Here is a 23,779-nt window from a genome sequence, read left to right on the forward strand (position 1 = left end):
TCTTTAATTAATCAATCCAAAAGCATATCAATAAATACCAGATCGCCACCAACGTCTTTGGCTTTGCGAACGGTGTCCCCTTCGTGGGAAACAACAATTCTGATTACAATATCGTCGCTACCTCTTGCCATTAAATACATAGGCTCGCCTATCGTAGCAAAAACATCTTGTTTCCAAGAGCCTTTTTGGGCATAAACGGTCTCTGGAGTTCCGTCAGCTCTTAAAAAAGTTACATCAAATTCATCACCGGTTACACGGTAAGTGATCTTTTTTGTGTCTGGTAATACTTCTTCATTACAAGCCTGGAATAGAAAAAAACTAGCTATCAAACACAGAATTAAATTCTTCATACCTTCTTAGTTTTAATTGGAGGACTAAGATACCACAATCAGAATGTGAATTGTATTAGCAATGGGACAGTGAATGTGACATGGTATTTGGGGAGTATTTTGCACACTTTAAAACTAAAAATGTCCGTTTTATGGCGTTTTTGACATTTTTTCAAAGGTAGAATCATATTCTTTCATCAAATTTTGTATGATTTCTGACGCGGGTAAAATCTCTTTAATTGTTGCACTTATCTGTCCTATCTCCAATTCTCCTTCCTCTAATTCTCCCAGAAACATGCCCTTCTTAGCGCGACCTCTTCCTAATAACATTTTCAGTTCCTCCACAGTGGCTTTATTTATATACGCTTTTTCCACTTGGGCATAAAACTCATTTTTTATCATCCGAACCGGTGTTATCTCCTTTAAGGTAAGCACCGTAGAACCCTCATCGGTATTGATTATCCTTTGTTTAAAATTTTCGTGGGCTGAACTTTCCAGACTTGCCGCAAATCTGCTTCCTACCTGAACTCCCTCGGCACCAAGTGCCATACATGCAAACATTGCCCGTCCATCTGCAATTCCTCCTGCTGCAATAACCGGAATATCCAAAGCATCGCTCACCATGGGAATCAGACATAAGGTAGTGGTCTCCTCACGTCCATTGTGACCTCCCGCTTCAAATCCCTCGGCAACAACGGCATCACATCCGGCCTCCTGACTTTTCAAGGCGAATTTTTTACTGCTCACCACATGAACCACAGTAATTCCGTTATCTTTTAACTTTTGGGTCCATGTTTTAGGATTTCCTGCGCTGGTAAAAACAATTTTTACTTCCTCCTCTATAATAATATTTATATGTTTATCAATATCAGGATATAATAATGGAACATTCACACCAAATGGTTTTTTTGTTGCAGCCTTACATTTTTGAATATGTTCTCTCAAAACCTCCGGATACATACTTCCACTTCCTATCAACCCCAATCCCCCCGCTTCACTCACCGCACTCGCCAATCTCCACCCACTACACCAGATCATGCCCGCCTGCACAATGGGATATTTGATATTAAATAATTCTGTTATTCTGGTTTTCATTTGTAATTGTTAGGACGTAGGACATAGGACGTAGGACGTAGGACATAGGACATAGGACATAGGACATAGGACATAGGACATAGGACTATTTTAATTTAAGAGGTAAAATTAATTCCAATTCCAGATTTCAAATAGGAAATAAATTCTTTAATTAATAATGAAGCCCCCTTTTTTTAACCTTACACACCTTCCTTCCTTTTTTATTCCTTAGATCCTTAACCTTCGATTCTTCGAATCTTCTCCCTTCGAATCTTCAAAGGCTTCTCCCTTCGAATCTTCAATTCTTCAATCGTAACTCTGACTCAAATCAATCTCCGTATTATCACCAATATTTAAACTCTGACTTAAACCTTTAATAAAAGTATCGCTTCCAATTACAGAATCGTGTAAAACCACATCATCAATTGTTGCATCATTTCCAATAATTGAATTGCGTACTATCGAATAATTTACGATCGTATTTTCACCTAAAGTTACATTAGGTCCTATGATAGAATTTTTAATATCACAATTTGCTGCAATGCTTACCGGCTCAATGATAATGGTGTTTTGGTAAGGCCAGATAATGTTTTGCGGGGGATGTAATTTCTTTAATAAAATGGCATTTGTTTCTAATAAAATATCTTTTTTTCCGCAATCGTACCAATTCTGAATTTTAAATCCTTTGAAAATAATTCCCTGCTGAATCATTAACATTAATGCATCTGTTAAATGATATTCTCCTTGTGTTTTAAATGCGTGTTTTATTATTTGTTCCAGTGCAATAAATAATTGTTCACTTTCTTTTATTTTGTATAATCCTACCAAAGCTAAATTAGATTTTGGTATGGATGGTTTTTCAATTACGCGTAAAATATTAAAATCTTCATCCACTTCCGCAACTCCAAATTCTCTGGGATCATCCACCTTTTTTAATCCGAGTGCAGAAGTTGATAATTGCATTACCGATTCTATATCTGCTTCGAAAATAGTATCTCCTAAAACAATAAATAATTCCTCTTCCGGTTTAATAAATTCCCGTGTTAAATAAATTGCATGTCCTAACCCTTCACGTTTATTTTGAATTACAAAATGTGTAGATAAGTGAGGATAATTTTCCTTAACAAAAGACTCAATTTTTTCTCCTAAATACCCAATAACAAATATGAATTCCGTAAATCCAGCCTTCACCATACGGTCGATAATAAAACCAAGTATCGGTTTCCCGGCCACAGGTATCAATGGTTTTGGTTGTGAGTATGTGTGCGGTCTTAGTCGGGTTCCAACACCGGCAACGGGTATAATGGCCTTCATTTTTTTAATTGAGCGGCTAAGTTAGCCGTTACTTTTTAATAGTAAAACGAATTTATGTGACAGTTTTTGCCTATTTGTGATGAAATTTTTACATTAATATTAAATTTGTGGTGCGAAAATCAAGCCGATAATAAAAAACTATCGTAAATTTATCAGTTCAAATCTTTTGCCCCTAAAACACCTAAACTAACAGCTAGGATCATGAAGAAAAAATTACTCCTCCTTACCCCCCTATTTTTATTAACTATTATCACAGTTTCCAGCCAGGTTGTGATCAATGAATATTCCGCTGCAAACTACACCGATGTTGTAGATAATTATGGCGAATATGAAGACTGGATTGAATTATACAATGCAGGTGTCGCATCCGTCGATCTTTCGGGTTACTACCTGAGCGATCGGGAAGATGAACCTACAAAATACAGCATTCCTGCCGGTGTAACCATTACTGCCGGGGGTTTTGTGCGTTTTTGGTGTTCTTCCAGAAATCTTTTTGCAGGAACAAATTACCATACCAATTTCAAATTAACGCAAACCACCGGTGCCGAAGCAGTTGTTTTTGCAGATGCCACCGGTACTATAATTGATATTCAGCAACTCGACAATCCGAATCAGACGGATCACAGTTGGGGGAGAATGCCTAATGGCGGTGCAGATTGGAGAATTTATACAAGTCCAACACCAAATGCATCCAATACCGGAACAGTTAAAATTGCCTATGCCGATAAACCGGATATGGAGCCAAATGCCGGTAATTATGCAGGTTCTGTTACGGTTTCCATAGCTGTTTCGGAGCCGAATATGACTATCAGATATTCTTTGGATGGCAGTTTTCCCACAGCCGCAGCAGCTGTTTACACCGGCGCTATCACCATTGATGAAACAACTGTTTTAAGAACCGTTGCTTATCCAACCTCATCTGATACCTTTCCAAGTCTCTGTTCAACTAATACCTATTTTATTGATGAAACAACTCAAGTTCCAATTATTTCACTCGCAGGAGAACAAATCGACGACCTTTTAAATGGCGGCGGATGGGGATCTGTTCCGGTTGGATCTTTCGAATTATTTGATAAAGATTTTAATCTAATTGATGAGGCAGTTGGTGAATTTAACGAACATGGCAACGACTCCTGGGCATACGATCAAAGAGGATATGATTATATAGTAAGAGATCAGTTCGGATATGACAATGATATTGACCATGAATTTTTTGGGGATGTTACCGACAGAACGGCTTATCAGCGATTAATATCCAAGGCAGGTGCAAACGATAATTATCCCTCTTCCGATGGTGGAGCTCACGTTCGTGATGCCTTTGTGCATCATATCGCAGAATTGGATCATTTAGAATTGGATGAACGTTCTTCCTTCTTTAACATCATGTTTCTCAACGGCGAATATTGGGGAGTTTACGATACCCGTCAAAAGGCAGATGATGCCGATTACACGGATTATTATTACGATCAGAGCGAATATGAAATGGATTATATCAAATGCTGGGGCGGTACCTGGGCCGAATATGGAACCATGGCTCCCTGGGGTCCCTTTGTGACATTTGTGACCACTAATGATATGACCATTGCGGCAAACTACGATTATGTGACTGATAATTTTAATACACTAAGTCTTATTGATTATATACTGGTGAATACATTTTCAGTTTGTACCGACTGGTTGAACTGGAATACAGCCTGGTGGCGTGGATACGACCCTACCGGCGGTGCAAAAACATGGAGATATGTTTTGTGGGATGAGGATGCCACTTTCGGACATTATATTAATTATACCGGAGTACCTGATGATTCGCCAACAGCTGATCCTTGCGACCCGCTTAGCTTAGGTGGTGTTGACCCTAACGGACATATTGATATTGCAAATGCATTAATGGATAATGAAGATTTTCTTTCTGATTATATCAATCGTTTTGCAGATATGATCAACACTACTTTCGATTGTGAAATTATTTTGGGAAGATTGGATAGTATGCGTGCAGTTATTGATCCTGAAATGGAACGCCATACCGATCAGTGGGGTGGTTCATATGCCGGATGGAGTTCAAATTTTGATGAACTCCGCGCATTTATTGAAGAGCGCTGTGCGTTTTTACCAAGTGGGGTGGAAGATTGTTTTGATGTAACTGCATATCCGCTTGTAGTGCAAATTGAACCAGTAGGAAGTCCTAACGATGTGCAGGTAAATACCTTGGTTCCAACTTATTATCCATATCCCGCAACTTATTTCAGCGGAACTACATTAGGATTTAAAGCTATTACCGATCCGGGATATACTTTCGATCACTGGGAATTTTTAAATCATACACCAACTCCAGGAATTACGGAAGATTCGGTAACCGTTTCTTTAACATCTACAGATACAATTACTGCATGGTTTATTACTACGGAATTACCCATGTATAATTTCACTTTAAATGTGGAACCTGCGGGTGCAGGAACAGCAGTAGTGGAAGGTTTGGTACCGGGTGGATATCCATATTCAACTACATTTATAAGTGGAACAATGGTTGATGTGGAAGCAACTGCAAATGCAGGTTACGCATTCGATTATTGGGAATTGGAAAATCACACTGCAAATCCTGACCCCTTCACTTTAGATATTTATTTTGCCTTGGCCGATTTCGAAAATGCAACTGCTCATTTCCGTTTTATGAATGGAATTGAAGAAGAAGAAGCCAGTATTGCATTAAATGTTGTGCCATCTGTAACTAACGGTGCAATTACCGTTAATTATCAATTAAGCGAACCACAAAATGAAATTCTTCTCGAAATATTTTCTGTAACCGGACAACTCATTGCACAAATAAATAAAGAGCAAGTAATTTCCGGAGCACAAGGTCAACATTCTGTAGAAATAGATCTTAACAGTTATCAAATTGCCAATGGCATGTATTTCATCAAAATGACAAGCGGAAGCCAGTCGATGAATGAGAGAGTTGTTTACAATAAATAAAATTTAATTAAGGGAAAATAAAAAGGGCTGCCGGTGGCAGCCTTTTTTTATGTACCGATGAACAGCAGGAAAAAATGTACCAATGAACAGCCGGCGTTAACCAATTATAAAATGAACTAGCCTTCGACCTACAAGGTTTTTTTTTAACCTGGTAGGTCTGAAGGAGGGGGAAGAATAAATATCAATAATGAATCAGCCTTCGACCTACCAGGTTTTTTTTTAACCTGTGAGGTCTGAAGGAAGGGGAAGAATAAATATCAATAATGAATCAGCCTTCGACCTACCAGGTTTTTTTTTAACCTGTGAGGTCTGAAGGAGGGGAAGAATAAATATCAATAATGAATCAACCTTCGACCTACCAGGTTTTTTTTTAACCTGTGAGGTCTGAAGGAGGGGAAGAATAAATATCAATAATGAATCAGCCTTCGACCTACCAGGTTTTTTTTAACCTGTGAGGTCCGAAGGAGGGGAAAGAAAATGATCCCATTATCCAATAAAAACGGATTTATAAAATATATTCTCGAATTTATTTGATATCGAATTTCAACCCAAATTATTTTCAAAAAAAAATATGTAAATTCGTAGAGAATTAATTAATTACATGCCTAAATTTTTTATCTCCCTTATTTTTATAGTTCAATTTTACTCAATTTCCTATTCTTGTACATGCGGATCAAAACCCAACATAAAGGATAGCTGGGAAACTGCCAGTCAGGTTTTTGTTGGGGAAGTAATTAGTATGGACACTTCCGACAATATATATTCTTCTTATGGATCAAAGGTTCAACTATACACCGTACGAGTATTAGAAAGTTATAAATATGGTTTCAATACGGAAAATAATATAAGAACTTTTACTAATACCGGTGGAGGTTCCTGTGATAGGAATTTTGAGGTGGGAAAAACATATTTGATCTATGCTGATACCAGGCATTTCGCAACCTTTCTTTCGGCATCAGAATGTTCTCGTACAGATTTACTTCAAAACATTAGTGAAAAAGAAATAGAGAAATTGGAAGAATTACACGAAGAATGGAAAGATAGTAAAAACAAATCATCTCATTTATTGTCAAAACAGGAAATTGATCGCGATAATGGTTTATTAATTGCCACAAACGATAGATTAAACAAGGAAAACAGAATCATCATAATTATATCTTCTATCGTTATTGTCATCTTATTAACCTCACTTATCATTTTATGGCGGAAAAAATTTGTTAAATAATCCATTTAACCCTAATTTGGCATACAAAATTTGTAGAAATTGGTCAATTGTTTGCAAAATTTGCAATTATTAGTCCCTTACAAGAACCAATTCTGAAAAAAATGAATATCGATAAAATTTATGTTATGAAAACTTTTACTTCCGCCTTTTTAGCAATTCTTACGGTTGTTTTACTCACATCTTCATTTACCAACGAGCAATATCCGGATAAAATGGTTCCCGGCATTTATGGCATTTGCAATATGGAAAATGGTGCAGGTGCTAAGATCGAACTGTCTGTAAATGATGATCATACTTTTCATTACTACAATAGTTTTGATAAGACCAAAATTATTGATGTAAAAGGTAAATGGACTTTAAACGGAAATACAATTCTGTTAAGTGACTTCGAATCTGAATTTGCCATTCACGATAAATGGTCCATCGACACAAAATATCAATGTATTAAATCCCGAAAAGGATTAGAGTGGACCAGACTTTGTCATTTGAATTGATACGGTACTCTGCAACTATTTTAAGCAGGTCATTATTTTTATTTATATCATTATAAGGGTATTAAGTTCATACACAAATTATTATTTTAAAATAGAAAAAATATAATTTAGTTTATTCGGAATGCCAGGAAAAAAGTTTAAAAACATATTTTATCTCCTTTTGGTAATTTGTTTAATAACAATCGTTTCTTCATTTTATGCATTTGACTTTATTGAATTAGATCCTGCGGTAAACTGGACCATGAAATATTTCGCATTGCCCATTTTAATTCTTATGATACCTTTAAGTTATATCATTTACCAAAAATTTATTCGACAAAACGAGAAAAAAAGATACTTATCAGGCATATTCGTATTTTTCAGAGTTTTTATTTTAACAATTGGTCTATCTATAGTTTTAATAGGTACTACACTTAGTTTAATAATATTAAGTAATGGGTATTTAGGTGCATCCCAATCTATAACAATAAATACTACTGTAATTGAATATGAAATTACCGGAGAAGGAATTAGAAAGGGACCTACAAAACACTATATTAAAATAAATGTTCCGCAGGTGGATAGATTAGTGGAATTAAAAGTGGACAGAGCATATAAAATAGGTGAACCTTTTATTAAAACAATGAATATCGGGAAATGGGGATTACTTTATTCTAATGATTAAATATATTGTGACAATTTAAATCAACTCCCCACACCTCTTACAATATTTTGCATCCTTATCATGTCCTTCCTTTCCACATCTCGGACAAACCTCATTTTTTTGTTCATTTTTTCTTGCTGCCAGAGCCATTTCTGTTGTAACAATACCTGTGGGAACAGCGATAATAGCATAACCCATAAGCATGATAATACTTGCTACAAATTTGCCCAATGGTGTTACAGGTGAAATATCGCCATAACCTACCGTAGTAATGGTAACTATAGCCCAATAAATACAATCAGGAATGCTTGCAAATCCATTTTCTCCGTTTTCAACAAGGTACATTATAGAACCAAGAATTACCACAAGCATTAAAACGATGAGCATGAAAATACTGATCTTCCTCAAGCTTCCTTTTATGGCTTCTCCCAGAAATTGCATCTCCGTTAGAAAATGAGTTAATTTAAAAATGCGGAATATTCGCAGTAATCGCAATGCACGTAACACAAGCAACGATTGCGCACCAATAAAAAATATACTTAAATAACTGGGAATAATTGCAAGGAGATCAATAACTCCTAAAAAACTAAATACATAACTCAAAGGCCTTTTTATACTAACCAGACGCAAAATATATTCGATTGTAAAAATAATGGTGAATATCCATTCCAGTATAAAAAATAATCGCCCAAATGATGCATGCCAACTCTCCACACTATCGAAGATCACAATTAAAATACTCCATATGATCAAAATCAACAGCGAAACATCAAAAGCTTTTCCGGCAGGAGTGTTCGATTCGTAAATTATTTCCTGTAACCTATTGCGTATTTTATCCTTTTTTTGTTTCAACATACACAGATCCCTGAATTTTAAAAATCGATTAAAGATAATAAGGAATTAATCAGTAAATTTACTTTTAAAACTTTGTTTTTATGAAATACGTTTTTTGTTTCGCCTTTATAACATGCTCATTTATTGCCCAAGCACAGAATGTTGTTACTTCAGGTAATCTGGTGATAGCAGATCCACTCAAAAAGACCTATACTGTAGAAGCCTCTTGTGGGCAATGCAATTTCTCTCTGCCTGGAAAGGGCTGCGATCTTGCAATTAGAATGGATGGTAAAGCATATTATGTAAGCGGAACTGACATAGATTCGCATGGTGATTCACATGCCCGTGATGGTTTTTGTGAAACGATCAGAACCGCAGAAGTTCAGGGTGAAGTGGTGAACGATAAATTTGAAGTTTCTTATTTTAAGTTGAATGAAGAACCAATGGAAAATGTTTTTGATGCGATTGAAAATACAGAAAAGGAAATCAGCACAGTTACAATAAATGGAAATATTTTGCAATATGGTGAATCAGAACTCTTACTTTCCAGAGGCGAAATTTCAATAGAGTTTGATATTTTTCCATATAATTCTGACAATTTGCAATGGCACGCTGCTAAAATTGCAGCAACAATAGACAAATCGGATTTAAAGTACTTTGAGGAAGGAATAATTACCAATTCTAATCCTTTTTATTCCTATACAGGGACTGGAATTGCAGCAGAGCAGAATAAACCCTATGAATGTATGTATGTGGACAGTACAGGACATCACTTTATTTATTATGAATCGGATACTGATAAAAGAGCTGATGTGATTGCTAAAATGAGTGATGGTAAAGTAAGGTTGAGGTGGAAGACTGATTGTTTTACTATATATAAAAATGAGGTTAAAATTAAAAATTCTGAAATAAAGGAACTTTATTTAATGATATTCATCGACGAAAACCTGAATAAGACCATCGAAGAAAATGAGTACAACAGAGTAACAATTAAATTTGAGTGAATTCACAATACTTAAAAAAATAGTAATTTACATGAAGTTAAGATTGGTTATGGCGCTGTTTTTTTTCGCAACCAATTTTGTCATTGGATTTTGCCAGAATCAAGACACGCTATTAAAGTATCAAGATTATGTTTCTCTGGTTGACAAGAGTAAATTTGAAATAATTATTAAATGTGATTCCGCAAATCTAATAGGCTGGACATTTAAGGAAATTGATGATACAATTTGTGTCAACTACTCAATTAACCCGGAAACGAAAGAAATTAGTAAAATAGAAATGATAGGGCATGGAACGGCACAGAGTTACTCCACCTACTATTTTAGAGGTCATAAATTGATCATGATCAGAGAACTCATGTATAGTTGTGGCATTAAGAATTGGGATAGTTATATTTACTATTATAATGATGAGGAATTTCATCAGGATTATTTTGGAAGCGAATTAAATGGAAAAGCATTTGTTAAAGATGCTTACGAATTACTTAACTTTTACAAATAGAAATTCCCCCTAATGCCTAACCAAAAAGAAATTACACAGATCAGCAAATTTTTAAGCTTGGTATTGCGCCATAAACCTGAAACAATTGGAATAGATCTAGATGTGAATGGTTGGACAGATACTGACATACTACTGACAAAATTAAATCAAAATGGTTGGAGCATTGATTTCAAAACTTTAAAATCTGTTGTTGAAACCAACGCTAAACAAAGGTTTGCTTTTAATTCCACCCTTACCAAAATAAGGGCAAATCAAGGACATTCCATTGAAGTTGACTTAAACATTAAATCGCAAAAACCGCCGGAAATTTTATTTCATGGTACTGGTTCAAATTCTGTTTTGTTCATCTTGGAAACAGGCCTTGAAAAAAAAGGAAGAAACCATGTTCATCTCAGTAGTGATATTGAAACTGCCATCAAGGTGGGTCAGCGTCATGGAAAACCATTTGTTTTCGAAATATTGGCGCAGGAAATGCACAACGATAATTTTGAATTTTATTTATCGGAAAATGGCGTATGGCTTACAGATCATGTTCCTGTTAAATATTTGAGAGACCATGCACTTTAAACAAATTACTTTTATTAAATAGTTATATTAATGTTCTTTATTACTTTACTTTTTATTTTTATATTAGCTCCAATTTCCATTCTTCTTGCCTTGATTTGGCTTTTCTCTGGCAAAAAATTATTTGGAAAGATATTGGGAGGATTTTGGCTGCTTATTTTTTTGTTGATTGTAACCGGTAGAATAATTGATTATTTTACAACACCAATAAACCTTGAACGTGAAGATATTTACGGCGAATATGTAATTGATAGAAACAAATATCCCGGTTTTCAGGCTGACTGGCAGTACGACCATTTTCGGTTTGAGATCACAAAAAATGACAGCATCTATTTTTATGTTACAGAGGGAAAGGCCATTGTTAAAACATATAGCGGTACCATAAGTTTTCATCATGCCTATAAACGACCTAGATTAATAATTAATATCAATGCACCTCGCCATCATATCATAGAAGATAACCCTACATTATTCAGAGTTCCCCGCGATTTTTATTATGTGTTTAATTCATCGAAATTCGGTAATGTATTTTTTACAAAAGGTAGGTGGAAAGAAATTACCAATTGATTTATTGCGATTAAGTTGTGCTTTAATTTTATATTTGGTACACTTTACGCCGAAGCCACTCTTAAATGAAGGCGCACAAGTGATACATGCATGAAAATAACAAAATTAATTGGTGACATACGATATCAATGGATTCTGGTTCTTGTTTTTATATCAGGAATCGGATTTTTTTCAGTTTACACTGCCTCTCCAGGACATGTTTGGGGAGATGATTTTGCCATGTATTTATCACATGCAAGAAACATTTCAGAGGGCAGGGCATATGATGATACCGGATTAATTTTACACGAGTTTGCACCAACCTATTCACCTCAAAATTATCCGCCCGGTTTTCCATTGGTTCTGGCACCTGTATACAGTATTACAGGACTCGACTTTTATAAATTAAAAATATTTATTATATGTTGGTTCTTATTGTTATTATGGTTGATATGGGTATATTTTAAAGATAAGATCCCATTTTCATGGTTAATTGTTATTTTGTTGATCGTGGGGTTGAGCCCTTTTTTTAGAGATCAAAAGGAGAATATTTTGGCAGATTTTCCCGCTGCATGTTTTATTTTACTTGTTTTTATAATGGATGAAAAACGACGACTTACTCCGGGAAGATATTTTCGTCTGTTATTATTTGCGTTGGTTATTTGGTTTGGCTCAGCTATCAGGGTAACGGGGTTTTTGGTATTACCTGCAATTCTGCTTTTTGAATTGATACAATTTAAAAGGATATCCCGAGATACTATACTTGTTACTTGTATGGTTGTTGGATTAATGATAATTCAAAATCTGATAATGCCTTCAAGTAATTATCTGAATATTCTTTTTTCTGAACTTGGAAAACATAGTCCGAATGTAATTGCCGATAATGCTTTTGGCAGAGCTAATAATTATATTCGTTCTTTTACGAATGTTACCCATTTAACCTTTATAACCCGATTGAACACAAATTTAAACGAACTTGTCTTTTGGATATTTCATGTAACAGCAGCGGCAGGATTTTATAAGAAAGTAAGCAATAAATTTTCCCCTGTGGATTTATTTGTTGTATTTTATATGCTGCTTATTTTTGTATTTCCCGGTTACCAGGGAACACGCTATTTAATTCCAATAATTCCTTTATTTTTTTATTATAGCATGTATTGTTTGCAAGGTATGAAAGTAAAATGGGTTTCCAGGTCATTAATTGGGGTTTCACTCATTTGTTTAACTTTTATTTATATTGATGATCATAATCGAATGTCAAGGCAGGAAATACCTTTTGGAGTGCAGTCGAATGAGGCAAATGAAACTTTTCAATTTATACGGGAAAATTCGCCGAAAGATGCAGTGGTGATGTGCACAAAACCAAGGGCTTTTTGTTTATTTACAGATAGAAATGGTGTCGTTTTTCCTGATGCGGAATTTAAGGATCAAATGTTAAATTTAATAAAGAGGGAAAACGTATTTTATGTAGTAACTGGACGGTTCGATTATTATGGATATATTAAGGAAGAAATCAATGCTAATCCTGAAATGTTTCAACAAATGTTAAGTAACGATCTTTATACCATTTACCAGGTAAAATAATTTCTGAAAGTATTACATCAGGTATGGAAACAAAAACAACATCTTCTTTTAAAATAATTCTTTTTGGTCAATTGATGGTTAATTTACCTGTTTCAGTTATCATAGCTTTGGTTATTATCGTGAGTCTGAATTTGGGATTGGGTTTAACAATATCCATGGTTATCGGTTCCGGAGTTGGTTGGTTTGTTTGGGGAAGATTTTTAACTCAATGGAAAAATTGGGTATTGGCTAAGGGAGTTGACAGAGAAAGATTATTTAAATTATCTAAATACGGCTTGATAAATTTTTACCGATACAGAATTTTTGATGAATAATTAAAAGTGCTGATTTTTACTGCTCCATACTGACAATTTTTCCCATATATTTGCCTTGAATTCCAACTTATGCAAAGAGATAATCAGATATTCGATATTATTCAAAAAGAACTCCATCGCCAGACAGAAGGCATTGAATTGATCGCCAGCGAAAATTTTGTCAGCACTCAGGTGATGGAAGCTATGGGAAGCTGCCTTACAAACAAATATGCCGAAGGTTACCCGGGAAAAAGATATTACGGTGGATGTGAATTTGTGGATGAGGCAGAACAACTTGCCATCGACAGAGCCAAACAATTGTTTGGTGCCGATTATGCAAATGTGCAACCTCACAGCGGAGCTCAGGCTAATGCTGCTGTTATGCTCGGATGTATTAATGCCGGAGATACCTTGCTTGGATTTAATTTATCGCACGGTGGACATTTAACACACGGAAGTCCGGTTAATTTTTCCGGTAAATTATACAAACCTGTTTTTTATTCCGTAGAAGAGGAAACAGGTTTAATTGATATGAATAAAGTGGAGGAGATCGCACACCGCGAAAAACCAAAACTCATAATTGCAGGCGCAAGTGCTTATGCCCGCGATTGGGATTATGCAAGGTTTCGCGCCATTGCAGATAGTGTCGGCGCAATTTTAATGGCAGATATTTCTCATCCCGCAGGTCTCATCGCAACAAAATTGTTGAATGATCCGATGCCGCATTGTCATATTGTTACTACAACAACACATAAAACATTGCGTGGCCCCCGCGGAGGAATGATCATGATAGGTAAAGATTTTGAAAATCCATGGGGACAAAAAACTCCAAAAGGTGAAACAAAAATGATGAGCACAATAATGGATAGTGCAGTTTTTCCGGGAACACAGGGAGGACCTTTGGAACATGTAATCGCAGCAAAGGCAATTGCCTTTGGGGAAGACCTTACCGCGGATTATAAAAATTATTGTAAACAGGTAATTGCAAATGCTCAGGCAATGGCGAATGCATTTGTTGGTCGCGGATACAAAATTATTTCCGGTGGAACAGATAACCATTTAATGTTGATTGACCTTCGCAGCAAAAATATTTCCGGAAAAAAAGCGGAAGCTGTTTTAGGAGAGGCAAATATCACTGTAAATAAGAACATGGTTCCATTTGATGATAAATCACCCTTTGTTACTTCGGGAATTCGTATTGGAACACCCGCGGTAACCACTCGTGGGATGAAAGAAAAGGATATGGAACAATTTGTTGACTGGATTGATCAGATAATTATGAATTCCGATGATATGGATTTAAAATTGCGCATTAAAAAAGAGATCAATACTTTTGCATCTGCATTTTCTTTATTCGCTTATTAACTAATTAAAAAATTTATAAAATAAAAATACACTATATGAAAAATCTTAAAAACATTGTAACCGCAGTATTATTTCTTCTAACCGCATTTACCTTAAATGCTCAAACAGGTTGTATTTCCGGCGATTGTCAAAAAGGTACCGGCACATATAAATGGGAAGACGGAAGTACCTATTCAGGTAAATATAAAAAAGGATTGCGCACGGGCAGTGGAGTTTACACTTTTGCAAGCGGCGAAAAATATACCGGTAAATTTAAAAATGATTATTATGAAGGAAAGGGAACCTTGGTTTATGCCGATGGTGCATCTTATGTTGGCGAATTCAGCGCTGGTAAATTGGAAGGAAAAGGAGTTTATAAAGATGCAAATGGTGATTCTTATACAGGAGCTTTCGTAAATAATAACAAAGAAGGAAAAGGTGTTTACACTTTTGCAAATGGAAGTAAATACACCGGCGAATTTAAAAATGATAAATACAATGGCAAAGGAGTTTTAATTTATAATACAGGAGAAAAATATACCGGCGAATTTGTTGATAATAGTTTCCATGGTTCCGGTGTTTATACAATGCCTTCAGGTGATAATTATACCGGTGATTTTAAAAATGGAATGTATGAAGGCAGAGGAACTTATATTTATAAAACAGGAGATAAATATGTTGGTGATTATATTGCCAATAATATGAATGGAAAAGGAGTATTCACTTTTGCCAACGGTACAACCTACACCGGCGATTTTAAAGATGGCGCCTACAATGGATATGGAATAATGATCACTGCCGCCGGCGATAAATACGAAGGAGAATACAAAAACAATAAAAGAGAAGGCCAAGGTACCTATTATTTCAGCAATGGAACAATCCAGAAGGGTAAGTGGAAGAATGATAATTATTTGGGAGAGTGAGGAAGATTCGAAAGGAAGGATCTAAGGGTTAAAGGAAGGAAGGGTGTGGAAAGTGAAAAAAAGGGGGCGTCGGTTTAGGATTGAAAATATTTTGACCAACTGATAACTTCTATTATGGAATAAGATATTTCGATTTAAATCTAAGTCCTGTGTTTTGTGTCCTGACTCCTGCGTCCATATTTGTTCGGTTTTCGAGGATTAAAATTTTTGCTCCTTTTTTTATCCTTTTTTTTCCGCCCGATCCGCGTCATCCGCGTTCCCTTTTTCACGATTCACGATTTTCCTTCGCCCTTCAGTGGTTGGTGAAAAACACACAACCACGGCATACATGACGGACTCACGATTCACGTTTGACGATTCACGAAATTTGTCAAGAGTCATTAGTCAGGTGTAAAATCATTCGGCTAACGAGGATCAATCTCACTACTCCCTACTCACCACTCACCCAAAGTCAGGTGTAAAATCATTCGGCTAACGAGGATCAATCTCACTACTCCCTACTCACCACTCACCCAAAGTCAGGAGTAAAATCATTCGGCTAACGAGGATCACCCTCATTACTCATCACTCATTTCTCATTCAAAAGAACTCCGTCTTATACGGATACCTAATCTGATACTGCTCCTTCACCAAATCAGTTAACAACACCCTCAGTTCTCCGACATTATTTTTTTCGGTAGCAGAAATAAACACACAATGATAATTCGATTTACTCATCCACGATTTTTTAAGGTCGTTTAGGATGTCTAGTTTAATATCGCTTTGCAAATATTTATCGAAATTATTTTTTTCGTAAAGATCCATTTTGTTAAAAATTAAAATACTCGGTTTTTCAGAGGCATTTAATTCTTTCAGTGTTTCATTTACTACTTTTATTTGATCTTCAAAAGCCGGATGCGAAATATCAACTACATGTAATAAAATATCACTCTCACGCACTTCATCTAAAGTTGATTTAAAACTTTCAATTAAATGATGGGGAAGTTTCCTTATAAACCCAACAGTATCACTTAATAAAAAAGGAGTTCTATCGAGCACAATTTTTCTTACTGTGGTATCCAATGTTGCAAATAATTTATTTTCTGCGAACACTTCACTTTTACTCAGTAAATTCATGATGGTGGATTTACCAACGTTGGTATATCCCACCAAAGCAACACGGATTAAGTCACCGCGATTTTTTCTTTGCGTTTCGTTTTGTAATCCTATTTTTAAAAGTTTCTCTTTAAGTAATGCGATCTTTTGTTGGGCAACACGTCTGTCGGTCTCAATTTCTTTTTCCCCCGAACCACGCATTCCGATACCACCTTTTATTCTGTCCAAATGCGACCATAATCCTTTTAATCGCGGTAACATATATTGCGTTTGTGCGAGTTCAACCTGAGTTTTTGCCTGAACCGTTTGTGCGCGTGTGGCAAAAATGTCGAGAATGAGCATACTGCGATCCACAACTTTAATTTTTACCTCCGCTTCTATATTGCGCAATTGGGACGGTGAAATTTCATCATCCAAAATCACAAGATCAATTTCATTTGCCGTTACAAAATCCACAATTTCCTGAAGCTTACCCTTACCAACATAGGTTTTCATGTCGGGATGTGGCAATTTTTGATAAAACTTTTCAATCGTTTCTGCGCCGGCGGTTTCGGCAAGAAATTCCAATTCGTCAAAATACTCATTCAGTTGTTCCAAAGTTTGATTTTGGGTAACAAGACCAATAAGTATCGCCCTTTCTTTTTTATTGTTTTCTATAATATGCAGCATCTGATTGCAAATTTAACACCGTTATTCGATGAAATTGACATTGTAATGAATTACAGATGCTGTTAAAGACCATATATTTGCCAAAACAACCGCATTGATACACTATATACGCCATAAGGATTTGGATCAAATAAAATGGGACAGGTGTATCGAAAACTCGCTGAATGGCTTGCCTTATGCCTATTTTCGGTATTTAAATATTGCTTCGGATGAAAATTGGGATGCATTGATACTAGATGACTATGAAGCTGTTTTTCCGCTCCCTTTTAAAAATCGTGTAGTATTTAAACAAATTTATCAGCCATTTTTTGTGCAACAATTGGGTTTGTTTTTTGCAAAACCGGACCAGGAAAATCAACTACATTATTTTATCAATGCGATACCATCTCATTTTCGAAAAATAAATTTACACCTCAATACTAAAAATCCTGCGCTGGAATCGTTTTTAAAGGTAAAACACAAAGTAACTCATCATATCAATCTGAATAAAACCTATACCGAATTATCGCAGAAATACTCAACAAATACAAAACGAAATTTAAAAAAAGCTTTAAGCAGTAATTTGAAAATTGTACAGAATATTATGCCTGCCGAATTAATATCCTATAGAAAGAAATATTTAGGCAAAGAATTAAGAGGCACACAAAGTGATAGTGATCAAAATCGTTTGCAAAAATTAATGGAAATGCTTTTGAGTATCAATAAAGGATATATCACAGGTGTTTCAGATGAAAATAACGAATTGCTTTCACTTGCATTTTTTATCAAAAGCAACGGGCATCTTATATTTTTATCTGCTGTTTCGAGCGATATCGGTAAAGAAAAACAGGCCATGACATTTCTCCTAGACCATAATTTAAAAACCAATGCCGGAACAGATATTACCTTCGATTTTGAAGGATCCATGATTCCGGGTTTGGCGAGATACTACAAAGGGTTTGGGGGGATTGAAAAGGAGTTTCCGATAGTTTATAAGTGATAGCTCTAATACCTCATCAAGACAAAGTTAAATTTTCAATTACGATGTTAATCTCTCTTAACTTTAACATCTGTTAAGTAACATTCCCACTTATTTTGCGATATACCTAAAAATGTAGATATGAAAAATATGTTTGTTGCCATACTAATGGCTTTAACAAGTTCTGTATTTGCGGAAGAAATACCCCAAAATAACACTAATTATATAGCCACCATCGACCTTACCAAGGTGGAAAATGATCGTGTAAAAGTAACTATTGATGTGCCGGAGGTTTCGTCTGAAACAATTGTGTATTGTCTCCCGAAAATAGTTCCCGGAACCTATTCCATTTACGATTTCGGTAGATTTATATTTGAATTTAATGCATTTGATAAAAAAGGCAATAAATTAAAATTTGAACCTGTTGATGTTAATCAATATAAAATATTTAATGCCACGCAATTGGATAAAATTGAATATTGGGTAGACGATTCCTACGACATGACGATGGAAAATGTTGTTTTTGAACCTGCAGGAACTAATATTTACGACAATAATTTTATGATCAATACTTTCGGATTCATCGGATATATGGAAGGCATGAAAGAAAATGATTATGAACTCATCATTAAAAAACCGGAATCATTTTATGGTGCAACTCCTTTAAAAACGGAAAAAAATGATCAATGGTCGGATACTTATCATTTAAACAATTATGATCATCTCGCAGATTCGCCAATTTTATATGCAGTTGCAGATACTGCGATGAAAATGGTTGGGGGTGCGGAAGTTTTAATTGGTGTTTATTCTCCCAATAAAATAATTACTGCACAACAAATCATGGATAATGTTAGTGAAATACTGGAAGCGCAAGGAAAATATCTGGGAGGGAAATTACCGGTAGATAAATACGCATTTTTATTTTATTTTACCGATACTGCTAGTGTGAGCGGTAGTATGGGCGCCCTGGAACACAAAAATTCCAGTGTTTATTTTTTGCCTGAAATGCCCATTCAAGATATTGCAGAAACATTGAGAGATGTTTGTGCTCATGAATTTTTTCATATTGTAACTCCATTAAATATTCATTCCGGAGAAATTGCTGATTTCAATTTTATTGAACCGAATATGAGTAAACATTTGTGGTTGTATGAAGGGCAAACGGAATACGCTGCACATCATGCACAGGTTCAGGCCGGGCTGATCTCCAAGGAAGAATTTTTATTGAGAATGCAAGGTAAAATTGAAAATTCTAGTGCTTATTATAACGATACACTTGCCTTTACAACTATGAGTAAAAATTGCCTTGAACAATATAAAGAGGAATACGGCAACGTATATCAAAAAGGTGCCCTGATAAATATGTGCCTCGATATAGAATTGCGTCGTTTGAGCAACGGCAAATATGGCACACAGGAACTCATGCGTGATCTTGGAAAAGAATATGGAATTAATAAAGCATTTGTAGATGATGAATTATTTGATAAAATTACGGCAATGACCTACCCGGAGATTGGAAAATTTTTCACAAATTATGTGGAAGGAAATAAATCAATTCCCTATGATAAGTATTTTGCCTATGCAGGAATAATTACTTCACCTGTAGAATATATGAAAATTATAACATTGGGAAATGTTTCCTTGAATTATGATATCACCGATGAAGAAAGTACAATAGTTATTAACGACCTCGAAGGGTCTAATGCTTTTGCGAAAGACATGGGTTATCAGGTTGGCGATCGTTTATTAAGTATAAATGGTATGTCGTTAACAGCAGGAAATGGCAACAACACGATCGACCTCTGGAAATCGCAAACAAAACCCGGAGATAAAGTAATAATAATTGCCCAACGCAAAATGAAAAACGGCAAACTCAAAAAAGTAAAATTAAAAGGAAATGCAATGGAGGTAGAAGTTGAAAAACCACGCGTATTAATGATAAATGAAAATGCAACACCTGAACAAATTAATTTGAGAAATGCATGGTTAAACGGTTAATAGGGACACGGGACACAGGACACGGGACACAGGACACAGGACACGGGACACGGGATTTGACAAAGGACAAGGTAAGGTGGATAAAGGACTTAGTTCGATTTAAATTGTAAATTTTATTTTCTCTTTCAAAATCGAAGTAATTTGATAGTAATTATACTTTTGGAGGAAAACAAACGATTTTATATACTGAAAATTCGAAAGAAATTGTGAGGCTCTCACTCTTCGCGAGGGTCTCACTTACAGTAAACCAAAAAATTTCGCAAGAAATTTAAACTCCTTTATATGGTATCAAGAATCAGGTATCAAGTATCAGGAAAACAAATGGGTGCGATTTACCTTAAATTCGGAGGAGGTGAGGCTTTCGCTCTTCGCGAAGGTCTCACTAATGTTAAACCTAAAAAATTTCGCAAGAAATTTAAACTCCTCACTCCTCTCTCCTTTCTCCTTTCTCCTCCCTCTCCATGCACAACTCCACCAAAATCCCCCCGGTACTTTTCGGATGCAAAAAACAAATCAATTTATTATCCGCACCCGGTAAAGGTTCTTTGTTTAATAAAATAAATCCTTCCGCTTCCATGCGTTTCATTTCTGCATAAATATCGTCAACGGCAAATGCGATGTGGTGAATTCCTTCGCCGCGTTTTTCAATAAATTTTTCTATTGCTGATTCATCATTTGTTGCTTGCAATAATTCTACTTTTGTTTCGCCCATCATAAAAAAAGAGGTTTGCACACCTTCTCTTTCTACACCCTCAATTTTATAATGTTGTTTGCCAAATAATTTTGCGAATAAAATATTGGCAGCTTCCAGATTTTTAACTGCAATTCCGATGTGTTCTATCTTTTTCATATCTCAAAAGTAGGAGGTACCATGCACTCAATATGCATTTCTGCCTAAAAAATTTACCAAAACCCGAACTTTTGATATAGCTTTGTGTTTTAGAATTAGTCTAAATAACAATTATGCTCAAACTACCTATATATCTGGATAATAGCGCCACCACGCCTGCCGACCCTCGTGTTGTTGATACCATGGTGCCTTACTTTTACGAACATTTTGGCAATGCGGCAAGCAGAAACCATCCTTTTGGCTGGGAAGCCGAAGGTGCGGTAGACAAAGCCCGTGAACAAATTGCAAAACTTATAAATGCTTCCGATAAGGAGATCATCCTTACTTCCGGTGCTACAGAGGCTGATAATCTCGCTATTAAAGGGGTTTTCGATATGTATTCCAGGAAGGGTAACCATATAGTTACAGTTACCACGGAGCATAAAGCAGTTTTGGATACTTGCAAACACCTCGAAAAACAAGGAGCTGAAGTTACTTATCTCAAAACCGACAACGAAGGAAATATCGATCTTAACGAACTGGAAAGTGTAATTACCGATAAAACCATTTTGGTGGCTGTAATGTATGCCAACAATGAGATCGGCACCATCCACCCCATTAAAAAAATTGCTGAAATTGCCCATAAAAAGGGTGCTTTATTGTTTACGGATGCAACACAGGCTGCAGGTAAAATTTCTATAGATGTGGAGCGCGACGGTATCGACCTTATGGCCTTTACCGCTCACAAAATGTATGGTCCGAAGGGTGTTGGAGCCTTGTACGTGCGCAGAAAGAACCCTAGGGTAAAAGTTACTGCCCAAATGGACGGCGGAGGTCACGAACGCGGAATGCGCAGCGGTACATTAAATGTACCCGGTATTGTTGGTTTTGGCAAAGCTGCCGAACTTGCTATGCTCGAAATGGACGCAGATGCTGCAAGACTAAGCAAAATGCGCGATCGTCTGGAAACAGAACTTATGAAAATTGAAGAGTCGTATGTGAATGGAAACCGCGAAAGCCGTTTGCCACATATTTCCAATATTTCCTTCAAATATGTTGAAGGAGAGGGATTAATGATGGCATTCAACCAAAATATTGCCGTAAGCAGTGGATCTGCCTGCACAAGTGCTTCATTAGAACCAAGTTATGTGTTAAAAGCACTCGGTTTAGGTGATGACCTTGCACATTCCAGTATTCGTTTTTCACTCGGCAGATTTACAACCGACGAACAAATTGATTATACCATAGAACACGTTAGAACAGCAGTGCTAAAATTGAGAGAAATGAGTCCACTTTGGGAAATGTTTAAAGATGGAATTGATCTCAGCACGATCGAATGGGCAGCGCATTGATCAGCCGCGGCTGATTAGCAAATGTGAAGGTTTTATGAATTATTGAACGAAAAATTTGTTAAGATGATAAATGAGTAATGAATTTTAACCCAAGTAGGATTAAACTCACGAATCACGCCTCATGATTCACGAAAAAACGAAAAGTAAAAACATAAATCCGAGTAGTTTGGTAAATTAATATTCCCTCACTACTCACTAAATTAAAGTTATGGCATATTCAAAAAAAGTATTGGATCACTACGAGAATCCTCAAAATGTGGGAACGCTCGACAATAAGAAAAAAGAAGTGGGCACCGGATTAGTTGGAGCTCCTGAGTGTGGTGATGTTATGCGTTTACAGATCGAGGTTGATCCTGAAACACAAAAGATCGTTGACGCTAAATTTAAAACCTTTGGTTGCGGAAGTGCAATTGCTTCTTCCTCATTAGCTACAGAATGGCTAAAAGGAAAAACAATTGATGAGGCTTTAACAATTGATAATATGGATATAGTGGAAGAGCTGGCTTTGCCTCCGGTTAAAATTCACTGTTCCGTATTAGCCGAAGACGCTATCAAAGCAGCAATTCAGGACTACCGTATTAAGAACGGTCTTGAGGCGTTGGTTTTGGAAGATAAAATTGTTCATTAATACAATAATATTTATTGGTGATTTTTATTCTCAAGAATGATTTTATCGCATTGCGATAATTTTCTTGCGAAGGATATCTAACTACTAAATACTAACTACTAAATACTATGATATTCATCAGCGAACTTGCAAAAGAAAAAGTAGAAGACCTAAAATCCCAGGCGGGATTAGGACAAGACTTCTTTATTCGCATTAGCGTTGTAGGAGGTGGTTGCAGTGGATTGAGTTATAAAATGGATTTTGATAACGAAGAAAAACCGGGCGATCAGTTATTTGAGGACAGAGGCGAAAAATTAGTTACCGACCTCAAAAGTTTCCTCTATTTATGTGATACAACTTTAGATTATTCCGACGGACTAAATGGAAAAGGCTTTCAATTTATCAACCCAAATGCAGGAAGAACTTGCGGATGTGGAGAAAGTTTTGCAGTTTAGTATCTCTTTTCTATTCATACTTGAACTTTAACCTCTTTGGCAGGCAGCCTGAGAGGTTTTTTATGTTATAATTGTTGAAAAAGGAGTTATAATGTCCTCCATATTATGACCTGAAATGCTTGCTGCTACTGCTTTTTGGTAATAAAATCCAACCCAGATCCTCTTATCGGCCAACT

23 protein-coding genes are annotated in these 23,779 nt (G+C 35.9%); 17 read left to right on the plus strand and 6 right to left on the minus strand.

What is annotated here, in order from left to right:
• Nucleotides 1–11: 11 nt before the first annotated feature.
• The 3 genes from IPI31_05415 to IPI31_05425 all read right to left on the minus strand — a co-directional run bounded on the left by IPI31_05415 (nucleotide 12) and on the right by IPI31_05425 (nucleotide 2,717).
• Nucleotides 12–350, minus strand: a complete 339-nt coding sequence (locus IPI31_05415; protein MBK7567247.1) for a hypothetical protein — start codon at nucleotides 348–350, stop codon at nucleotides 12–14.
• 129 nt (nucleotides 351–479) lie between these two features.
• Complete coding sequence (locus tag IPI31_05420) at nucleotides 480–1,424, minus strand: nitronate monooxygenase (protein ID MBK7567248.1); 945 nt, start codon at nucleotides 1,422–1,424, stop codon at nucleotides 480–482.
• Between the two features lie 285 nt (nucleotides 1,425–1,709).
• The gene (locus IPI31_05425) at nucleotides 1,710–2,717 is read right to left on the minus strand and encodes an NTP transferase domain-containing protein (protein ID MBK7567249.1); all 1,008 of its coding nucleotides are present in this window, start codon (nucleotides 2,715–2,717) and stop codon (nucleotides 1,710–1,712) included.
• A gap of 201 nt (nucleotides 2,718–2,918) precedes the next feature.
• Here IPI31_05425 and IPI31_05430 point away from each other — a divergent pair, with 201 nt between their 5' ends.
• From IPI31_05430 to IPI31_05445, 4 genes are all read left to right on the plus strand, one after another.
• Nucleotides 2,919–5,687: a CotH kinase family protein gene (locus IPI31_05430; protein ID MBK7567250.1), complete on the plus strand. Its 2,769-nt coding sequence runs from the start codon at nucleotides 2,919–2,921 to the stop codon at nucleotides 5,685–5,687.
• 601 nt (nucleotides 5,688–6,288) lie between these two features.
• On the plus strand, nucleotides 6,289–6,912 hold the full coding sequence (locus tag IPI31_05435; GenBank protein MBK7567251.1) for a hypothetical protein: 624 nt from the start codon (nucleotides 6,289–6,291) through the stop codon (nucleotides 6,910–6,912).
• A gap of 125 nt (nucleotides 6,913–7,037) precedes the next feature.
• Nucleotides 7,038–7,406, plus strand: coding sequence for a hypothetical protein (locus IPI31_05440; GenBank protein ID MBK7567252.1), 369 nt, complete (start codon nucleotides 7,038–7,040; stop codon nucleotides 7,404–7,406).
• Nucleotides 7,407–7,527: 121 nt separating this feature from the next.
• The gene (locus IPI31_05445; GenBank protein MBK7567253.1) at nucleotides 7,528–8,070 is read left to right on the plus strand and encodes a hypothetical protein; all 543 of its coding nucleotides are present in this window, start codon (nucleotides 7,528–7,530) and stop codon (nucleotides 8,068–8,070) included.
• A 15-nt stretch (nucleotides 8,071–8,085) separates the two neighbouring features.
• On the opposite strand, the gene IPI31_05450 is transcribed toward IPI31_05445, so the two are convergent.
• Entirely contained in the window at nucleotides 8,086–8,904 is an 819-nt protein-coding gene (locus IPI31_05450; protein MBK7567254.1) for an ion transporter, read from the minus strand.
• Nucleotides 8,905–8,984: 80 nt separating this feature from the next.
• Between IPI31_05450 and IPI31_05455 the strand changes: the two genes are divergently transcribed.
• The 8 genes from IPI31_05455 (at nucleotide 8,985) to IPI31_05490 (ending at nucleotide 15,640) form a co-directional block, all read left to right on the plus strand.
• Nucleotides 8,985–9,887, plus strand: coding sequence for a hypothetical protein (locus IPI31_05455; protein MBK7567255.1), 903 nt, complete (start codon nucleotides 8,985–8,987; stop codon nucleotides 9,885–9,887).
• Nucleotides 9,888–9,918: 31 nt separating this feature from the next.
• On the plus strand, nucleotides 9,919–10,386 hold the full coding sequence (locus IPI31_05460) for a hypothetical protein (protein MBK7567256.1): 468 nt from the start codon (nucleotides 9,919–9,921) through the stop codon (nucleotides 10,384–10,386).
• A gap of 12 nt (nucleotides 10,387–10,398) precedes the next feature.
• Nucleotides 10,399–10,953 carry an RNA 2'-phosphotransferase gene (locus tag IPI31_05465; GenBank protein MBK7567257.1) on the plus strand — a complete coding sequence of 185 codons (555 nt, stop codon included), beginning with the start codon at nucleotides 10,399–10,401 and terminating at the stop codon, nucleotides 10,951–10,953.
• 30 nt (nucleotides 10,954–10,983) lie between these two features.
• Nucleotides 10,984–11,517, plus strand: a complete 534-nt coding sequence (locus IPI31_05470) for a hypothetical protein (GenBank protein MBK7567258.1) — start codon at nucleotides 10,984–10,986, stop codon at nucleotides 11,515–11,517.
• A 90-nt stretch (nucleotides 11,518–11,607) separates the two neighbouring features.
• Complete coding sequence (locus IPI31_05475) at nucleotides 11,608–13,080, plus strand: hypothetical protein (GenBank protein MBK7567259.1); 1,473 nt, start codon at nucleotides 11,608–11,610, stop codon at nucleotides 13,078–13,080.
• Nucleotides 13,081–13,103: 23 nt separating this feature from the next.
• Nucleotides 13,104–13,394 (plus strand): hypothetical protein, encoded by a 291-nt coding sequence (locus tag IPI31_05480; GenBank protein MBK7567260.1) that lies wholly within the window; start codon nucleotides 13,104–13,106, stop codon nucleotides 13,392–13,394.
• Nucleotides 13,395–13,463: 69 nt separating this feature from the next.
• Nucleotides 13,464–14,738, plus strand: coding sequence for a serine hydroxymethyltransferase (locus IPI31_05485; GenBank protein ID MBK7567261.1), 1,275 nt, complete (start codon nucleotides 13,464–13,466; stop codon nucleotides 14,736–14,738).
• A gap of 35 nt (nucleotides 14,739–14,773) precedes the next feature.
• Entirely contained in the window at nucleotides 14,774–15,640 is an 867-nt protein-coding gene (locus IPI31_05490; protein MBK7567262.1) for a phosphatidylinositol-4-phosphate 5-kinase, read from the plus strand.
• A 579-nt stretch (nucleotides 15,641–16,219) separates the two neighbouring features.
• Here IPI31_05490 and hflX read toward each other — a convergent pair.
• On the minus strand, nucleotides 16,220–17,404 hold the full coding sequence (hflX, locus tag IPI31_05495; protein ID MBK7567263.1) for a GTPase HflX: 1,185 nt from the start codon (nucleotides 17,402–17,404) through the stop codon (nucleotides 16,220–16,222).
• 94 nt (nucleotides 17,405–17,498) lie between these two features.
• On the opposite strand from hflX, the gene IPI31_05500 reads away from it, so the two are divergent.
• Together IPI31_05500 and IPI31_05505 are read left to right on the plus strand one after the other, a co-directional pair.
• Nucleotides 17,499–18,383, plus strand: a complete 885-nt coding sequence (locus tag IPI31_05500) for a hypothetical protein (protein MBK7567264.1) — start codon at nucleotides 17,499–17,501, stop codon at nucleotides 18,381–18,383.
• Nucleotides 18,384–18,503: 120 nt separating this feature from the next.
• Nucleotides 18,504–20,360 (plus strand): peptidase M61, encoded by a 1,857-nt coding sequence (locus IPI31_05505; protein ID MBK7567265.1) that lies wholly within the window; start codon nucleotides 18,504–18,506, stop codon nucleotides 20,358–20,360.
• 424 nt (nucleotides 20,361–20,784) lie between these two features.
• Here the strand turns inward: IPI31_05505 and mce are convergent, their stop codons facing one another.
• A complete protein-coding gene (gene mce, locus IPI31_05510; GenBank protein MBK7567266.1) occupies nucleotides 20,785–21,210 on the minus strand; it encodes a methylmalonyl-CoA epimerase in 426 nt (141 codons plus the stop codon).
• A gap of 113 nt (nucleotides 21,211–21,323) precedes the next feature.
• Here mce and IPI31_05515 point away from each other — a divergent pair, with 113 nt between their 5' ends.
• The 3 genes from IPI31_05515 (at nucleotide 21,324) to IPI31_05525 (ending at nucleotide 23,603) form a co-directional block, all read left to right on the plus strand.
• Nucleotides 21,324–22,541 (plus strand): IscS subfamily cysteine desulfurase, encoded by a 1,218-nt coding sequence (locus IPI31_05515; protein MBK7567267.1) that lies wholly within the window; start codon nucleotides 21,324–21,326, stop codon nucleotides 22,539–22,541.
• A 208-nt stretch (nucleotides 22,542–22,749) separates the two neighbouring features.
• On the plus strand, nucleotides 22,750–23,169 hold the full coding sequence (iscU, locus tag IPI31_05520; GenBank protein ID MBK7567268.1) for a Fe-S cluster assembly scaffold IscU: 420 nt from the start codon (nucleotides 22,750–22,752) through the stop codon (nucleotides 23,167–23,169).
• 107 nt (nucleotides 23,170–23,276) lie between these two features.
• Entirely contained in the window at nucleotides 23,277–23,603 is a 327-nt protein-coding gene (locus IPI31_05525; protein MBK7567269.1) for an iron-sulfur cluster assembly accessory protein, read from the plus strand.
• Nucleotides 23,604–23,779: the final 176 nt, after the last annotated feature.

This window comes from Bacteroidota bacterium (genome assembly GCA_016706865.1).
In the GTDB taxonomy this organism is placed as follows: Bacteria; Bacteroidota; Bacteroidia; order Chitinophagales; family BACL12; genus UBA7236.

What these genes read in the sequence shown, in the direction of transcription:
- IPI31_05425 (MBK7567249.1), bottom strand. Translation starts at nt 2,717, where the DNA reads ATGAAGGCCATTATACCCGTTGCCGGTGTTGGAACCCGACTAAGACCG.
- IPI31_05415 (MBK7567247.1), bottom strand. Translation starts at nt 350, where the DNA reads ATGAAGAATTTAATTCTGTGTTTGATAGCTAGTTTTTTTCTATTCCAG.
- IPI31_05450 (MBK7567254.1), bottom strand. Translation starts at nt 8,904, where the DNA reads ATGTTGAAACAAAAAAAGGATAAAATACGCAATAGGTTACAGGAAATA.
- iscU (MBK7567268.1), top strand. Translation starts at nt 22,750, where the DNA reads ATGGCATATTCAAAAAAAGTATTGGATCACTACGAGAATCCTCAAAAT.
- IPI31_05435 (MBK7567251.1), top strand. Translation starts at nt 6,289, where the DNA reads ATGCCTAAATTTTTTATCTCCCTTATTTTTATAGTTCAATTTTACTCA.
- IPI31_05455 (MBK7567255.1), top strand. Translation starts at nt 8,985, where the DNA reads ATGAAATACGTTTTTTGTTTCGCCTTTATAACATGCTCATTTATTGCC.
- IPI31_05445 (MBK7567253.1), top strand. Translation starts at nt 7,528, where the DNA reads ATGCCAGGAAAAAAGTTTAAAAACATATTTTATCTCCTTTTGGTAATT.
- IPI31_05430 (MBK7567250.1), top strand. Translation starts at nt 2,919, where the DNA reads ATGAAGAAAAAATTACTCCTCCTTACCCCCCTATTTTTATTAACTATT.
- IPI31_05460 (MBK7567256.1), top strand. Translation starts at nt 9,919, where the DNA reads ATGAAGTTAAGATTGGTTATGGCGCTGTTTTTTTTCGCAACCAATTTT.
- mce (MBK7567266.1), bottom strand. Translation starts at nt 21,210, where the DNA reads ATGAAAAAGATAGAACACATCGGAATTGCAGTTAAAAATCTGGAAGCT.
- hflX (MBK7567263.1), bottom strand. Translation starts at nt 17,404, where the DNA reads ATGCTGCATATTATAGAAAACAATAAAAAAGAAAGGGCGATACTTATT.
- IPI31_05480 (MBK7567260.1), top strand. Translation starts at nt 13,104, where the DNA reads ATGGAAACAAAAACAACATCTTCTTTTAAAATAATTCTTTTTGGTCAA.
- IPI31_05465 (MBK7567257.1), top strand. Translation starts at nt 10,399, where the DNA reads ATGCCTAACCAAAAAGAAATTACACAGATCAGCAAATTTTTAAGCTTG.
- IPI31_05490 (MBK7567262.1), top strand. Translation starts at nt 14,774, where the DNA reads ATGAAAAATCTTAAAAACATTGTAACCGCAGTATTATTTCTTCTAACC.
- IPI31_05505 (MBK7567265.1), top strand. Translation starts at nt 18,504, where the DNA reads ATGAAAAATATGTTTGTTGCCATACTAATGGCTTTAACAAGTTCTGTA.
- IPI31_05440 (MBK7567252.1), top strand. Translation starts at nt 7,038, where the DNA reads ATGAAAACTTTTACTTCCGCCTTTTTAGCAATTCTTACGGTTGTTTTA.
- IPI31_05515 (MBK7567267.1), top strand. Translation starts at nt 21,324, where the DNA reads ATGCTCAAACTACCTATATATCTGGATAATAGCGCCACCACGCCTGCC.
- IPI31_05470 (MBK7567258.1), top strand. Translation starts at nt 10,984, where the DNA reads ATGTTCTTTATTACTTTACTTTTTATTTTTATATTAGCTCCAATTTCC.
- IPI31_05525 (MBK7567269.1), top strand. Translation starts at nt 23,277, where the DNA reads ATGATATTCATCAGCGAACTTGCAAAAGAAAAAGTAGAAGACCTAAAA.
- IPI31_05475 (MBK7567259.1), top strand. Translation starts at nt 11,608, where the DNA reads ATGAAAATAACAAAATTAATTGGTGACATACGATATCAATGGATTCTG.
- IPI31_05420 (MBK7567248.1), bottom strand. Translation starts at nt 1,424, where the DNA reads ATGAAAACCAGAATAACAGAATTATTTAATATCAAATATCCCATTGTG.
- IPI31_05485 (MBK7567261.1), top strand. Translation starts at nt 13,464, where the DNA reads ATGCAAAGAGATAATCAGATATTCGATATTATTCAAAAAGAACTCCAT.